This window comes from Vibrio chagasii, from assembly GCA_041879415.1.
Lineage (GTDB): Bacteria > Pseudomonadota > Gammaproteobacteria > Enterobacterales > Vibrionaceae > Vibrio.
In genome coordinates this window covers 17,956-31,395 of record CP090853.1, presented here as the reverse complement: position 1 = coordinate 31,395, position 13,440 = coordinate 17,956, and the positions used below count along the sequence as shown (strand labels likewise).

19 protein-coding genes are annotated in these 13,440 nt (G+C 44.4%); 8 read left to right on the top strand and 11 right to left on the bottom strand.

Features of this window, described 5'->3' with window-relative positions; genetic code table 11:
* The 9 genes from ptsN to L0991_22210 form a co-directional block, all read right to left on the bottom strand.
* Window positions 1–462 (bottom strand): PTS IIA-like nitrogen regulatory protein PtsN, encoded by a 462-nt coding sequence (gene ptsN, locus L0991_22250; GenBank protein XGB65502.1) that lies wholly within the window; start codon window positions 460–462, stop codon window positions 1–3.
* 1 nt (window position 463) lies between these two features.
* On the bottom strand, window positions 464–751 hold the full coding sequence (hpf, locus tag L0991_22245) for a ribosome hibernation promoting factor (GenBank protein XGB65501.1): 288 nt from the start codon (window positions 749–751) through the stop codon (window positions 464–466).
* A 61-nt stretch (window positions 752–812) separates the two neighbouring features.
* A complete protein-coding gene (locus tag L0991_22240; protein XGB65500.1) occupies window positions 813–2,273 on the bottom strand; it encodes an RNA polymerase factor sigma-54 in 1,461 nt (486 codons plus the stop codon).
* Window positions 2,274–2,327: 54 nt separating this feature from the next.
* Complete coding sequence (lptB, locus tag L0991_22235; GenBank protein XGB65499.1) at window positions 2,328–3,053, bottom strand: LPS export ABC transporter ATP-binding protein; 726 nt, start codon at window positions 3,051–3,053, stop codon at window positions 2,328–2,330.
* 2 nt (window positions 3,054–3,055) lie between these two features.
* Window positions 3,056–3,550 carry a lipopolysaccharide transport periplasmic protein LptA gene (gene lptA / locus L0991_22230; GenBank protein ID XGB65498.1) on the bottom strand — a complete coding sequence of 165 codons (495 nt, stop codon included), beginning with the start codon at window positions 3,548–3,550 and terminating at the stop codon, window positions 3,056–3,058.
* Window positions 3,531–4,094, bottom strand: a complete 564-nt coding sequence (gene lptC, locus L0991_22225) for an LPS export ABC transporter periplasmic protein LptC (GenBank protein XGB65497.1) — start codon at window positions 4,092–4,094, stop codon at window positions 3,531–3,533. The genes lptA and lptC overlap by 20 nt, the downstream gene beginning before the upstream one ends.
* The gene (kdsC, locus tag L0991_22220) at window positions 4,091–4,648 is read right to left on the bottom strand and encodes a 3-deoxy-manno-octulosonate-8-phosphatase KdsC (protein ID XGB65496.1); all 558 of its coding nucleotides are present in this window, start codon (window positions 4,646–4,648) and stop codon (window positions 4,091–4,093) included. The genes lptC and kdsC overlap by 4 nt, the downstream gene beginning before the upstream one ends.
* Entirely contained in the window at window positions 4,648–5,619 is a 972-nt protein-coding gene (gene kdsD / locus L0991_22215) for an arabinose-5-phosphate isomerase KdsD (GenBank protein ID XGB65495.1), read from the bottom strand. The genes kdsC and kdsD overlap by 1 nt, the downstream gene beginning before the upstream one ends.
* A gap of 34 nt (window positions 5,620–5,653) precedes the next feature.
* The gene (locus L0991_22210) at window positions 5,654–6,619 is read right to left on the bottom strand and encodes a calcium/sodium antiporter (GenBank protein XGB65494.1); all 966 of its coding nucleotides are present in this window, start codon (window positions 6,617–6,619) and stop codon (window positions 5,654–5,656) included.
* Between the two features lie 265 nt (window positions 6,620–6,884).
* Between L0991_22210 and mlaF the strand changes: the two genes are divergently transcribed.
* From mlaF to L0991_22170, 8 genes are all read left to right on the top strand, one after another.
* Window positions 6,885–7,679 (top strand): phospholipid ABC transporter ATP-binding protein MlaF, encoded by a 795-nt coding sequence (mlaF, locus tag L0991_22205; protein ID XGB65493.1) that lies wholly within the window; start codon window positions 6,885–6,887, stop codon window positions 7,677–7,679.
* A 1-nt stretch (window position 7,680) separates the two neighbouring features.
* Window positions 7,681–8,460 (top strand): lipid asymmetry maintenance ABC transporter permease subunit MlaE, encoded by a 780-nt coding sequence (gene mlaE, locus L0991_22200; protein XGB65492.1) that lies wholly within the window; start codon window positions 7,681–7,683, stop codon window positions 8,458–8,460.
* Between the two features lie 2 nt (window positions 8,461–8,462).
* Window positions 8,463–8,954 (top strand): outer membrane lipid asymmetry maintenance protein MlaD, encoded by a 492-nt coding sequence (gene mlaD / locus L0991_22195; protein XGB65491.1) that lies wholly within the window; start codon window positions 8,463–8,465, stop codon window positions 8,952–8,954.
* A gap of 49 nt (window positions 8,955–9,003) precedes the next feature.
* The gene (locus L0991_22190) at window positions 9,004–9,618 is read left to right on the top strand and encodes a phospholipid-binding protein MlaC (protein XGB65706.1); all 615 of its coding nucleotides are present in this window, start codon (window positions 9,004–9,006) and stop codon (window positions 9,616–9,618) included.
* Window positions 9,618–9,926: a lipid asymmetry maintenance protein MlaB gene (locus L0991_22185; GenBank protein ID XGB65490.1), complete on the top strand. Its 309-nt coding sequence runs from the start codon at window positions 9,618–9,620 to the stop codon at window positions 9,924–9,926. Before L0991_22190 ends, L0991_22185 begins: the two co-directional genes overlap by 1 nt.
* A 13-nt stretch (window positions 9,927–9,939) precedes the next feature.
* Window positions 9,940–10,194 carry a BolA family iron metabolism protein IbaG gene (gene ibaG, locus L0991_22180; GenBank protein ID XGB65489.1) on the top strand — a complete coding sequence of 85 codons (255 nt, stop codon included), beginning with the start codon at window positions 9,940–9,942 and terminating at the stop codon, window positions 10,192–10,194.
* An 8-nt stretch (window positions 10,195–10,202) separates the two neighbouring features.
* Complete coding sequence (murA, locus tag L0991_22175) at window positions 10,203–11,468, top strand: UDP-N-acetylglucosamine 1-carboxyvinyltransferase (GenBank protein ID XGB65488.1); 1,266 nt, start codon at window positions 10,203–10,205, stop codon at window positions 11,466–11,468.
* Between the two features lie 152 nt (window positions 11,469–11,620).
* A complete protein-coding gene (locus tag L0991_22170; protein ID XGB65487.1) occupies window positions 11,621–12,346 on the top strand; it encodes a 1-acylglycerol-3-phosphate O-acyltransferase in 726 nt (241 codons plus the stop codon).
* 107 nt (window positions 12,347–12,453) lie between these two features.
* Here L0991_22170 and L0991_22165 read toward each other — a convergent pair whose 3' ends face one another.
* Window positions 12,454–12,843, bottom strand: a complete 390-nt coding sequence (locus tag L0991_22165) for a RidA family protein (GenBank protein ID XGB65486.1) — start codon at window positions 12,841–12,843, stop codon at window positions 12,454–12,456.
* A 134-nt stretch (window positions 12,844–12,977) separates the two neighbouring features.
* A complete protein-coding gene (pyrI, locus tag L0991_22160) occupies window positions 12,978–13,439 on the bottom strand; it encodes an aspartate carbamoyltransferase regulatory subunit (protein ID XGB65485.1) in 462 nt (153 codons plus the stop codon).
* Between the last annotated feature and the right edge of the window lies 1 nt (window position 13,440).

Below are 13,440 nucleotides of genomic sequence, written 5' to 3'. Positions count from 1 at the left end.
TTATTGCTCGCAAGTTGGCACTTGAATCATGATGTCGTAAAGCTCTTGATCGCTCTGAGCATTACGCAGCTGTTTTAGAGTCTGCTTGTCGTTTAGTCGTTCTGCCATACAAGAAAGGGTTTTTAGATGCTCTTTACATTGTTCGCTAGGAACCAGTAGAGCAAATAGTAGGTCGACAGGACGGTTATCAATCGCATCAAATTCGATCGGATCTTGGCATTGCAGTAATACAGCTATCGCTTTATCACTGACATTCATACGAGCATGGGGAATGGCGATACCATTACCAATGCCAGTACTGCCCATCTTCTCGCGGCTCAACATGCATTCGAATAGCTCTGTTGAATCTTGACCACAGCTCTCTGCTGCGATTTGACTGATGAGCTCAAGAGCTCTCTTTTTGCTTGTGCATTGGACTGCACTTTTGGTGCAGTCCAATGAAAGTACTTCGCTTAATTGCATGTTAGTGACTACTTAGCTTTTCTTTGTGCTTGTTGAGTTGGCGAACGAGTTTATCAACCAACGCATCAATCGCAGCATACATGCTTTCATCTGTTGCTGTTGCATGAATCTCGCCTTGGTTTACGTGAAGGGTCGCTTCTGCAATTTGATTGATTTTCTCAACTTTTAAAACAACCTGAACACTATTGATATGATCAAAGAAGCGTTCAAGCTTGTCGAATTTGGTGTGAACATAGTCTTGCATTGAATCGGTAAGATCAACGTGATGGCCTTGAATATTGATTTGCATAGACTTTCCTTTTCAGTTGGTGCCCGATAATAGCGATTGAGTTAAGAGTGACTCAATTTGCTTATAGTAGGCGTTTACGCTGACTCGATGGGGCAATGCCCAGAGACTCACGGTATTTCGCTATCGTACGTCTAGCTACCTGAATTCCTTGGTCAGCCAGTAAAGCAGCTATCTTGCTATCACTGAGAGGCTTAGCAGTATTTTCTGCCGCAACAAGCTTCTTAATGAGTGCTCGAATTGCTGTCGATGAACATTCACCGCCATTGTCAGTACTGACATGGCTCGAGAAAAAGTATTTCAGTTCGAAGATGCCACGAGGGGTATGCATGAACTTTTGAGTCGTCACACGAGAGATCGTGGATTCGTGCATATCAACGGCTAAAGCTACATCGTTGAGTACCATCGGCTTCATCGCTTCTTCGCCATGTTCGAAGAAATCGCGCTGATGTTCAACAATGCATCGCGCAACTTTGAGTAGCGTCTCATTTCGGCTTTCTAAGCTTTTGATTAACCACTTCGCCTCTTGCAAGTTCGAGCGAATGTATTGGTTATCAGCGCTGTTGCCTTTACTGCCTAAGTCTGCGTACTGCTGATTAACTTTCAGCTTTGGCACGCTGTCTGGATTAATGGTTACTAACCATTTGCCGAGGTCTTTAAATACCGACACATCAGGAACCACATATTCGGTTTCGTCTGGCGTAATCTTGCTGCCTGGTCGTGGGTCCAGTTGTTGAATGAGCTGCAGAACCTCACGTAGCTCTGCTTCTTTCAACTTAGTTTCCTTGATCACAAGTTTGTAATCACGGTTACCGAGTTGGTCGATATGGCTAGTAAGTACTAACTTAGCTTCTTCAAGCCAAGGTGTGTCCTGTGGGAAAGTCGCCAGTTGCAGCAGCAAGCAATCTTGAAGGTTTAGTGAACCAACACCCAATGGGTCAAACTGTTGGATTCTTTTCCGTACTGCTTCGATTTCATCAAGCTCAATGTCTTCACTGTCGAAGTTTTCAAGGATGTCTTCACAAGATACGGTGAGGTAGCCATAGTCATCAATGGCATCGATTAGTGCGAAGGCAATGCTTCGGTCGGTTTCTGTGAAAGGTGTGAGATCAAGTTGCCAAAGTAGGTAATCGTGCAGGCTTTGGGTTGTTTCGCCTTGATATACAGGCATATCGTCATCAATAGCAATACCAGTGTTACCTGTATTTGCGCTGTAGACATCTTCCCAAGTGGTGTCGATCTCGAGTTCGTTACCAATCTCTGATTTTTCGATTAAGTCTGAGCTGTCAGGTAAGTCTTGCTCTGCGGCTTCAACTGTTTCTTTCTCGTCACTGCTAGGCTTTTCTTCCGATGAAGGCGTTTCTTCATTGCCTTCTTCGACATCGAGTAATGGGTTAGATTCAAGTGCTTCTTGGATCTCTTGTTGCAAATCTAAAGTAGACAATTGCAGCAAACGAATCGCTTGCTGCAATTGAGGAGTCATTGCTAACTGTTGGCCTAGCTTAAGTTGTAATGAGGGTTTCATTCAGTGTTACTTACCTAGTTATTATTCTTAGAACTCTCGATACTCTCTATATAATCATAGACGGAATTGTTCGCCTAGATAAACTTGTTTAACTTGTTCGTTATTGAGAACATCTTCAGGAGTACCCTCTGCGATCAGGTGCCCTTGACTCACGATGTAGGCCTTTTCACACACGTCTAATGTTTCACGAACGTTGTGGTCGGTAATTAAAACACCCAAACCGCGATCGCGCAGGTGTTCGATGATTTTCTTGATATCGATAACAGAGATCGGGTCAACACCAGCAAACGGTTCGTCAAGCAAGATAAACTGAGGGTTTGCTGCAAGAGCGCGCGCGATTTCCACACGACGACGTTCACCACCCGATAGAGCCATACCATTGCTGTGACGGATATGTTGAATGTGAAACTCTTCTAGAAGGTCTTCTAGCTTATCCTGACGCTGTTCATTAGTCATCTCATCACGGGTCTGCAAAACCGCCATGATGTTGTTCTCAACAGACAGCTTACGGAAGATTGATGCTTCCTGAGGCAGGTAGCCGATACCAAGACGCGAACGGCTATGCATTGGCAAGATACTGATATCTCGGTCATCAATGCTGATGGTACCTTCGTCACGAGCAACTAAGCCTACAATCATGTAGAAGGATGTCGTTTTACCAGCACCATTAGGACCAAGCAAACCGACGATTTGGCCTGACTCAACCTGTAGGCTTACGTCAGTCACTACTTTACGTTTGCTGTATGTTTTCGCTAGGTTTTGCGCTTTAAGAACGGCCATGGCTACTTATTCACTTCCGTTGGTTGTAAAACCGTTGATACTCGTTTGTTCTCACCACTGTCAGCGACTAGCTTTTGAGAGCCAATCTGGTAAGTGATCTTAGAGCCACGGATGATGCTGCCATCTTGAGATAGCATTGCATTCTTGGTCATGATCAGTTTGTCAGCAACAAGCTGGTAATGCAGGTCGTCCGCTTCACCGTAGAGCGTCTTTCCGTCATCAGTCAGCTGAGAGAAGGTCGCCGGTTTACCGAAGCCTTGAATCTCTTCAATTTCACCATTCACGGCGTTGCGGGTAACAATAACCTTATCTGCATTGATATTGATGCTGCCTTGTTTCAGGTTTACATCACCAATGAAGGTTACTTGGTTACTTTTCATATCCAATTGCTGGCTGTCTGAGTCAATGTAGACAGGTTGCTCGCTATCAGAAGATAGGGCGTAGACATTTGGTGCCGCAAGAGTCAAAGCGAATAAACTAAGGTGTAAGAGTTTCATATCTACCTTGAACAGAATTAAAGAGAGTCGCATTGTTGGTACCGAAGTTACCTTTGATTGCTTGACCCTCATTTTCAAAAAATGTACCGATCATATGGACCGGAGTATCTGAATAAAAATCTCGGCTTTTCAGCTCAACAACCATTTTGTCAGTAGTCATTGTATCGAAGCTTGCCCCTGGCAGTAGATTCTTTGCCACAACGTTGTCATAAAAAGTGACAACTTGATTTTCATCCATAATCGCGCGATCAGCGGTGACTTGCCATTCAATCGTATGTCCTTCTCGGAAGACCGAAAGAACCGGGTTTTGAAAGTGCGTGTCGCCAACCACTGAGAAGTGTTCTAAATATGTCGACTCAACTTGGTAGCTGCGAATACCTGACTCATCGTAACTGATGTTGTTTAGGCTGTTGCCGCTAAAAGCAGGTAGCTCCAAATTTGGAGCCACTTGTATCGTCGATGTTTGCTCTTTGTCGAACAAGTAGTAGGTCGACCAAGAGGCAATAAATATTAGTATTAAATAGATAATACGAGTAAAACTCATATGCTTAAACCTTTGTGCACGTCGAGTTCATTTCTTGCTTGTAAAATCAGGTCGCAGACTTCACGAACTGCACCATGACCACCGTTGATGGTTGTCACGTAGTTTGCTCGCTGTGCGAGTAGTGGGTGACCATCTGCCACACAAACCTTTAAGCCAACTTTTTCCATTACCGGCCAATCGATGAGATCGTCACCGATATAACCTGTGTTTTCAGGGTTAACTGAAAGCTTATCGCAAATATCTTGGTAAGCCTTAACTTTATCGTCTTGGCCTTGATAAATAAGTTTGATGCCGAGAGCCGTCATTCGGTTCTCAACAATCTGAGACTTGCGACCTGTGATGATTGCGATTTCAATGCCCGCGTTCATCAGTGATTTGATGCCGTAACCGTCACGAGTGTGAAAGGTTTTCAGCTCTTCACCATTGTTGCCCATGTAGATACGGCCATCAGAGAACACGCCGTCTACATCGCAAATTAGGAGTTTGATGTCTTTTGCGATTGCAAAAACATCTGAGTCAACAGTGCCGTATAGAGTTTCGACTGTCTGTGTCATTACATTACTCCAGCTTTCAATAAATCGTGCATGTTTAGAGCACCAACTAGTTTGCCATCTTGGCATAGCATCAAGCCATTGATGCTTTTGGCTTGCATTAAGTTTAACCCCTCGACTGCAAGCATGTTCGGATCGGCAACCGTAGGGTTTAGCGTCATCACATCGCCAATTTGAGTACTATGAATATCAACACGCTTATCCAAGATGCGGCGTAAATCACCATCGGTAAAAATACCGGCCATTTGACCATCTTGATCAACGATGGCTGTCATGCCCAAGCCTTTCTGAGAGATCTCTAGTAAAGCATCTCTTACTAATGCATCTGGAGCGACAACAGGGAGTGCATCGCCCGTGTGCATGATGTCGTCTAGTTTCAATAGTAGCTGACGACCTAAAGCGCCACCTGGGTGAGATAGGGCGAAGTCTTGAGCTGTGAAGCCTCGAGCCTGTAAAAGTGCAACGGCTAATGCATCACCCATCACTAAGGTAGCTGTGGTGCTGGTTGTTGGTGCTAAACCTAGCGGGCACGCTTCTTCCGGCACAGAAATCTGTAAATGGATATCAGACAAGGTCGCCATATTCGACGCAGGTTTACCTGTCATGCTGATGATCTTGATGTTCAAACGCTTTAATACTGGGAACAGGCTAAGGATTTCACCAGACTCACCTGAGTTCGATATTGCAATCACAATATCACCCGGTTCGATCATGCCTAAGTCGCCATGTGCTGCTTCACCTGGATGTACAAAGAAAGCTGATGTACCAGTACTTGCTAGCGTTGCTGCGATTTTGTTGCCGATATGGCCGGATTTACCCATGCCCATCACAACCACTTTACCCTTGTTGTTTAGGATTAGGTCGCAAGCTTTGCAAAAATCATCATTAAAATATTGGTCCAATTGAGTGAGACCTGCAACTTCGGTTTCCAAAACTTGTTTGGCAACACTGCGATAATCAAATGGCTGAGACATCAAATACTCCAAGTACGGAAAGTTAAGTCAACAATTAAGCCGACATGTTCATTAGCAGGTAGCTTTGGTAAGCCACGAACGTCACGATTAACACGCCACCTTCAATACGATTCACACTACGCGATTTACCTAGCGCCATCACAACAAGCAGCAGAGATACACCTAGCATTACCCAGAAGTCACGACCCATCGCAAATTCGCTCAAGATAGAAGGGTTTAGGATGCCAGGAATACCCATAACAGCCAGAATATTGAATACGTTTGAGCCAATGATGTTACCCACCGCCATATCGTCTTCGCCTTTCATTACACCAGCAAGTGATGCAGCAAGCTCAGGTAGGCTAGTACCAACAGCAATAATGGTTAAACCAATAACAAGGTCGCTCATCCCGAAGAACTTAGCGATGATAACTGCATTATCAACCAGCATATCAGCAGCTAAAGGAAGAATGATTAGACCAATTACCACCCACATCGCAGCTTTCGGGTTACTTACGCCCTCTGGAATCTCTGATTCTTGTTCATCAAGAAACGCATCGCCGTTCTTTTTCTCACTGCGGCTGATTTGCAGCATGGCAAACAAAAATGCACCGAACAGAACAAATAATAATACGCCTTCGTAGAAACCTAAGTGGTTATCCCAAAGCAGTGCGCCAGCAAGTAAAGTGACACCAATCATGAGTGGTAGTTCACGGCGAATCACAGCTGAGCTGATTGATAGCGGCTTGATTAGCGCAGTGATACCTAAAATCAGCGCAATATTGGCGATGTTTGAGCCTAGAACATTACCGACCGCGGTATCTGTTTTGCCGTCAAGCGCAGCCGTTGCTGAAACCATCATTTCAGGAGCTGAAGAGCCCATTGCTAGAATCGTCATACCGATAACTAATGGTGAGATACCGAAGTTGCGAGCAAGAGCTGCGGCGCCGTAAACCAGCTTATCTGCACTCCACACCAAAAAACCTAGACCGATAATAAGAAACGCAATCGCTTCAAGCATGATGATTCCTAAAAAATTAATAAAAAACGGAGAATTAACCGCTAATTTTGACCTGTTGGTAGGTAAAAGGGAAGTCACTCGGCAAATTAATTACCAGTTAGTCACCAAGAAAGAGAGCTGAATAGATAATTTTCTAATGCTTTCAAACCTCTGCATACATTCCTGTTTAATATGAATTAATTGAACAGTGCTTTTAATTCTAAAGTAGACTCATTATTATTGCAGCCATAATTGGCGTTTTTTAAAGCAAGGAAACTACAAGAGTATGTCGAATACTGAACTTGTAAAAGTTAAGAACCTTAGCTTCTCACGCGGTGATCGCGTTATTTTTGACGACATCAGTTTAGAGGTGCCTCAAGGCAAAATAACCGCAATCATGGGGCCATCGGGGATCGGTAAAACGACATTACTGCGTTTGATTGGCGGGCAGTTGCCACCAGATAGCGGTGAAGTCTGGTTTGATGGCGACAACATCCCGACCTTATCTCGTCGAAAACTGTATCAAGCACGTAAAAAAATGAGCATGCTTTTCCAATCGGGTGCACTTTTTACGGACCTCAATGTGTTTGATAATGTGGCGTTTCCACTGCGTGAGCACACTGAACTTAACGAAAAATTCATTCGTACTATCGTGTTACTTAAGCTTGAGGCGGTAGGGTTACGTGGTGCTGCGCAATTGATGCCGAGTGAGTTGTCTGGCGGAATGGCAAGGCGTGCCGCATTGGCGCGTGCTATTGCCCTCGATCCTGAGTTGATCATGTACGATGAACCCTTTGTGGGCCAAGACCCTATAACAATGGGTGTATTGGTCGAGCTCATTCGCAACCTCAATCAAGCGCTGGGCTTGACGTCTATCGTCGTTTCTCATGATGTTCCTGAGGTGATGAGTATTGCTGATTGGGTTTACCTACTCGCAGATGGCAAAATCATTGCTGCTGGGTCACCTGAAGAGCTGTACAACAATGACGATCCGAGAGTTCAGCAATTTTTGCAAGGTGAGGCGGATGGCCCTGTGCCATTTAGGTTCCCGGCGCAAAGTCTTGAAAAGGATTTGTTTTAATATGATTGGTAAAACTATTGCAGGTGTCGGTAAGCGAACACTTGCGATCTGTGAGTCATTTGGTCGAGCAAGCCTGATGTTATTCGGGGCTTTGTTTGGCATCCCGCGACTAAAAAACTTCCCTTTATTAGTTAAACAACTTTATAGCGTTGGCGTTCAGTCATTGGCTATTATTTTAGTTTCGGGTTTGTTCATTGGCATGGTATTGAGCCTGCAAGGTTATGTTGTGCTAATTGATTACGGCGCTGAGGGCAACCTTGGCCAAATGGTCGCGCTTTCATTGTTACGTGAGCTTGGTCCTGTGGTCACAGCATTGCTATTTGCAGGTCGTGCTGGTTCAGCGCTGACGGCTGAAATTGGTTTGATGAAAGCAACGGAGCAGATTTCCAGTTTAGAAATGATGGCGGTAGACCCTCTAAAACGCATTATCGCACCACGCTTGTGGGCTGGACTTATCTCTATGCCTCTACTGGCGATGATCTTTATGGCGGTCGGTATTTGGGGCGGCCAGTTAGTCGGTGTTGATTGGAAAGGCATAGATCACGGCAGCTTTTGGTCTGCAATGCAGTCTTCTGTTGAGCTAGGTCGAGATATCGGTAACAGCATGATCAAATGCATGGTCTTTGCTATCACCGTAACTTGGATCGCTCTTTTCAATGGTTATGATGCGGTGCCGACCTCTGAAGGTATTAGTCAAGCAACCACACGTACAGTAGTACACTCTTCTCTAGCGGTATTAGGGCTAGATTTTGTTCTTACCGCATTGATGTTTGGGAATTAATCATGCAACAAACTCGAAAGTTAGAATTATGGGTCGGCACCTTTGTTATAGCCGGAATTTGCGCAATCTTAATCATGATCTTTCAAGTCGCTGACGTAAAAGGGCTGGGTTCAAACCATACTTACAATCTAAAAGCGACCTTTGACAACATTGGTAGCCTAAAAGTTCGTTCTCCAGTTAAGGTTGGTGGCGTGGTTGTTGGTCGTGTTAAAAGCATTGAGCTTGATACCGAGAGCTATCTGCCTGTGGTTGAAATGTCGATTGATGCGAAGTACTCACATTTTCCTGATACCTCTAGTGCTCAAATCTTAACGTCAGGCTTAATCGGTGAGCAGTACATCAGCTTAGTTCCGGGCTTCATTTTTGACGATGAAGAGATGTTGGTTGATGGTGATTCGATTGAAGACACTAAATCGGCATTGGTACTCGAAGACTTGATTGGCCAAGTGCTGTATAGCGTTGGTGGCTCTGATGACAATAAAGCTGAGGAATAAGATGATGTTGAAAACGATGAATCACTTGAAAATAGGGTTTTTCGCTGTGATGGCCTTGTTGATTTCTACTCAAGCTTTTGCGAATGCGACTATTGATAAAACGCAGCCTTACCAAATGATGACACAAGTCGCTGAGGTGGCATTTGAGCGTTTGAAGAGCGAACAAGACAATATCCACAAAGCTCCAGAATTACTCAAAGTGATCGTGGAAGAAGAGTTGATGCCTTATGTGAATGCTCAATATGCAGCACTTAAGTTGCTGGGGCCAAACTTGAAAGGCGCGGATAGAAAAGATGTGCGTGTATTTATCGATGCATTTCGCAAGTACCTAGTGTCTTCATACGCACAAGTGTTAACTCAATATACAAACCAAACTATCGAGTTTGGCCCTGAACCAAAAATCAAAGCGGACAGCCGTATCACCAGTATCAAGGTTGATATCATTGATACGCCAAGACCTAACATCAAATTGGAATTCAAACTTCGTAAAGACAAAAAGTCTGGCGAGTGGAAAGCATTTGATATGGTAGCGGAAGGGATTAGCCTGCTGTCGAGCAAGCAATCAGAGTGGAATACTAAGATTCGTCAAGACGGTATCTTAGCGGTTGCTGACGAGCTAGAGAAACTGGCTGCACAGCCGATTCGCTTTGAGAGTAATAAATAATGAGCCAATCTCAATGGCAAGCGCTAAGCTCTAAAGAGTATCAGCTTCTCGGAGATATCGACCGAGACAGCGTTCCTGCAATCTGGCGTATATTGGAAAAGTGGCAAACAACGGAATCGAGTGTTGAAATTGACCTTAGCCATATAAATCGAGTCGATTCAGCAGGAATGGTGATGCTAATTCACTTATTAGAGCATGCAAAAAATCAAAACTGTCATATAATGCTCAGTTTCGTGCCAGAACAATTACGAACGTTGTTCCAATTGAGCAATATCCAGCCAATGATGGCAGAACACATAAAAAATTAGGCAGGAGCTATTTGTGGACAGCACAAAAGTACAAGAATTATTAGCAGAGGCACTGAACCTTCAAGAGATTATCGTGAAAGGTGAAGGCAGTCATTACGAAGTTGTTGCGGTTGATCCATGTTTTGACGGCATGAATCGAGTTAAGAAGCAGCAACTAATCTACGGCCCACTAATGGAATACATTCAACGCAATGACATCCATGCTCTTTCTATTAAGGCATTCACGCCGGAAGAGTGGGAACGTGATAAGAAACTGATGTCACTTTAAGGTTTATGATGGAAAAGTTTCGAGTTATTGGATCAGACAAGCCGCTAAGCGGTGAAGTGACGATCTCTGGCGCAAAAAATGCTGCGCTACCAATCCTATTTGCTTCAATCCTTGCTGAAGAGCCAGTAGAAGTAAGTAACGTTCCTCACCTACGTGACATCGATACTACGATGGAACTGCTAAAGCGTTTAGGCGCGAAAGTATCACGTAACGGTAGCGTTCACGTTGATGGCAGCGAAATTAATGAATTTTGTGCGCCTTACGATTTAGTAAAAACAATGCGTGCTTCTATCTGGGCTTTGGGTCCTCTAGTTGCTCGTTTTGGTGAAGGCCAAGTGTCACTTCCTGGCGGTTGTGCAATTGGTGCTCGCCCTGTTGATCTGCATATTCATGGCCTAGAGCAACTAGGTGCAACTATTACATTGGAAGATGGTTATGTGAAAGCAAGTGTTGATGGCCGTCTGAAAGGCGCGCACATCGTGATGGATAAAGTAAGCGTAGGCGCTACGATCACTATCATGTGTGCAGCAACACTCGCAGAAGGTAAAACCGTATTAGACAACTCAGCGCGTGAGCCTGAGATTGTTGATACGGCAGACTTCCTTAACAAACTGGGTGCGAAGATTTCTGGCGCAGGTACAGACACAATTACTATCGAAGGTGTTGAACGCCTTGGTGGTGGTCAACACTCTGTGGTTGCAGACCGTATTGAAACGGGTACTTTCCTTGTTGCAGCAGCAGTTTCTGGCGGTAAAGTCGTTTGTCGTAACACTAACGCTCATCTTCTTGAAGCTGCCCTAGCGAAGCTTGAAGAAGCGGGTGCGAAGGTTGAAACGGGCGAAGACTGGATCAGTCTTGATATGACAGGTCGTGAGCTTAAAGCGGTGAAAATCGTAACGGCACCTCACCCAGGCTTCCCAACTGACATGCAAGCTCAGTTTACTCTGCTAAACATGATGGCGAAGGGCAGTGGTGTGATCACTGAAACTATCTTCGAAAACCGTTTCATGCATATTCCTGAGCTTCAGCGAATGGGTGCAAAAGCGGAGATTGAAGGTAATACAGCTATCTGTGGTGAAACCGAACAGTTGAGCGGTGCTCAAGTAATGGCAACGGATCTTCGTGCATCTGCGAGCCTTGTTATTGCTGGTTGTATCGCACAAGGCGAAACCATCGTTGATCGTATCTATCACATCGATCGTGGCTACGATAAGATTGAAGATAAGCTTTCAGCGCTAGGCGCAAACATTACCCGATTTCGTGACTCAAACTAACTTAGGTTAGTAAATTCATGAATCAGTAAAATGAAAACAGAAAAGTCGGAACCTTGGTTTCGGCTTTTTTATGGTTGTATTTACCGCAAGTGAATCTGTTTGCTTATTTTAAAGTGAATAGGTGGGTGAGCTCTGCGGTTGTGAGGAACAAAATGATAGCAATATTACGTATTTTCGCATTGGCGATCTTTGCGATTCTTATGTTTGTATTCGGCTGTGGCTACTGTTTACTTAGCCCACGTAACCCGAAGCATGTATTTACCTTTGGTCGTTATTTCGGTCGTATGTCGAAAGTGTTTGGTATCAAGCTAGAGCTACGTATCCCTGAAGATGCTTACTCTCGTGGCCAACATGTTTATGTTGCGAACCATCAGAATAACTGGGACCTGTTCACGGTATCATCGGCTGTGACACCTAAAGTGGTAACCGTTGGTAAGAAAAGCCTAGCGTGGATGCCTCTGTTTGGTCAGCTTTACTGGTTGACGGGTAATATCCTAATTGACCGTGCAAACCGTAGCAAAGCGGTTGGTACGATCGATCAAGTAGTTGATAACCTGAAAGACAGTGATGTTTCGGTATGGATGTTCCCTGAAGGAACGCGTTCACGAGGCCGTGGTCTGTTGCCGTTTAAAACTGGTGCTTTCCATGCTGCAATTGGTGCAGGCTTACCAATTATCCCTATCGTATGTAGTTCTACAGGTGGCGTTAAGCTGAACCGTTGGAATAATGGCCACGTGATTGTGGAAATGCTAGACCCAATTAATACTGAAGGCTACGACAAGTCGAACGTTCGCGAATTAGCAAACCTAACTCGTGAACAGATGGCGGCTAAGTTGGAAGAGCTAGACAAAGAAGTGATTGAGCTTAATAAGAAGTAGCTTAAACGCAGAAAACGAATAATAAAAAAGGTTGCCTAGTTGGCAACCTTTTTGTATCTCATCAGTGCTTAGTTCAGCACTAAGCCACTGACTAAATAGAGTGAAACCTATTTGCGAACTGCAATAGCTTCGATCTCGATACCAACATCTTTTGGTAGACGAGCTACTTCAACACATGAACGTGCAGGGTAGTTTGCAACACCGTGCTCATCAAAGAACTTACCGTAAACTTCGTTTACTGTGCCGAAGTCGTTTAGGTCTTTAACGAATACAGTTAGCTTAACGATGTCTTTTACAGTCAGGCCGGAAGCTTCTACAACCGCTTTAACGTTGTCTAGAGATTGGCGTGCTTGCTCTGCGATATCAGCAGATACTTCACCAGTTGCTGGGTTTACTGGGATTTGACCAGAAGTCAGTACCATGTTGCCAAGGTCAACGCCTTGTACGTATGGGCCGATTGCAGCTGGAGCCGATTCTGTGTGAAGTACTTTTGTCATTGGTTTATTCCATCAGTTATTAGATAAAAATCGTTTTTCAGTGTGCCTACAAACCGTAGCTAGGTAAAGCGCAAAATACCCCGCCCAGGCGAGGTATTTCATAGTTTTTACATTTATTGCGTGCTACGCGAAGCTTATCTTTCTGTCACGATCTCGCGAGCGAAGACTTTTTCGCAGTACTTACATTTCAGGCGAATATCTTCATTCTTTTCAAAGATCTTAAAGCTGCTCTCAACTGGCTCGTTGTGAGTAATGCAGTTGGTGTTTGGACACTCAAACACATCGTTGATTTGCTCAGGCAGTTCAAGCGCTAGCTTCTTAACTACTTCGTAATCTTCGATTTGGTTTACCGTCGCATGAGGTGCGTACAGTGCTAACTTGTTTGCTTGCTCTTCGGTGATAAACACATTTTCAATTTTAAGTAAGTCTTTGCCGCCAAGTGCTGAAGAAGGCAGGTTCAAACCAATAGTGACACGCTGATGAGAGTTGTGCATATCAAACAGTTTTAGCACCTTGATCCCGATGTTTGCTGGGATATGGTCGATAACGGTACCGTTCTTGATTGCTTCAACTTTTAATTGAGTCTCTTTAGACATG

Coding starts and splice junctions, on each gene's coding strand:
- ptsN (XGB65502.1), bottom strand. CDS start 462: ATGCAATTAAGCGAAGTACTTTCATTGGACTGCACCAAAAGTGCAGTC.
- hpf (XGB65501.1), bottom strand. CDS start 751: ATGCAAATCAATATTCAAGGCCATCACGTTGATCTTACCGATTCAATG.
- L0991_22240 (XGB65500.1), bottom strand. CDS start 2,273: ATGAAACCCTCATTACAACTTAAGCTAGGCCAACAGTTAGCAATGACT.
- lptB (XGB65499.1), bottom strand. CDS start 3,053: ATGGCCGTTCTTAAAGCGCAAAACCTAGCGAAAACATACAGCAAACGT.
- lptA (XGB65498.1), bottom strand. CDS start 3,550: ATGAAACTCTTACACCTTAGTTTATTCGCTTTGACTCTTGCGGCACCA.
- lptC (XGB65497.1), bottom strand. CDS start 4,094: ATGAGTTTTACTCGTATTATCTATTTAATACTAATATTTATTGCCTCT.
- kdsC (XGB65496.1), bottom strand. CDS start 4,648: ATGACACAGACAGTCGAAACTCTATACGGCACTGTTGACTCAGATGTT.
- kdsD (XGB65495.1), bottom strand. CDS start 5,619: ATGTCTCAGCCATTTGATTATCGCAGTGTTGCCAAACAAGTTTTGGAA.
- L0991_22210 (XGB65494.1), bottom strand. CDS start 6,619: ATGCTTGAAGCGATTGCGTTTCTTATTATCGGTCTAGGTTTTTTGGTG.
- mlaF (XGB65493.1), top strand. CDS start 6,885: ATGTCGAATACTGAACTTGTAAAAGTTAAGAACCTTAGCTTCTCACGC.
- mlaE (XGB65492.1), top strand. CDS start 7,681: ATGATTGGTAAAACTATTGCAGGTGTCGGTAAGCGAACACTTGCGATC.
- mlaD (XGB65491.1), top strand. CDS start 8,463: ATGCAACAAACTCGAAAGTTAGAATTATGGGTCGGCACCTTTGTTATA.
- L0991_22190 (XGB65706.1), top strand. CDS start 9,004: ATGGCCTTGTTGATTTCTACTCAAGCTTTTGCGAATGCGACTATTGAT.
- L0991_22185 (XGB65490.1), top strand. CDS start 9,618: ATGAGCCAATCTCAATGGCAAGCGCTAAGCTCTAAAGAGTATCAGCTT.
- murA (XGB65488.1), top strand. CDS start 10,203: ATGGAAAAGTTTCGAGTTATTGGATCAGACAAGCCGCTAAGCGGTGAA.
- L0991_22170 (XGB65487.1), top strand. CDS start 11,621: ATGATAGCAATATTACGTATTTTCGCATTGGCGATCTTTGCGATTCTT.
- L0991_22165 (XGB65486.1), bottom strand. CDS start 12,843: ATGACAAAAGTACTTCACACAGAATCGGCTCCAGCTGCAATCGGCCCA.
- pyrI (XGB65485.1), bottom strand. CDS start 13,439: ATGTCTAAAGAGACTCAATTAAAAGTTGAAGCAATCAAGAACGGTACC.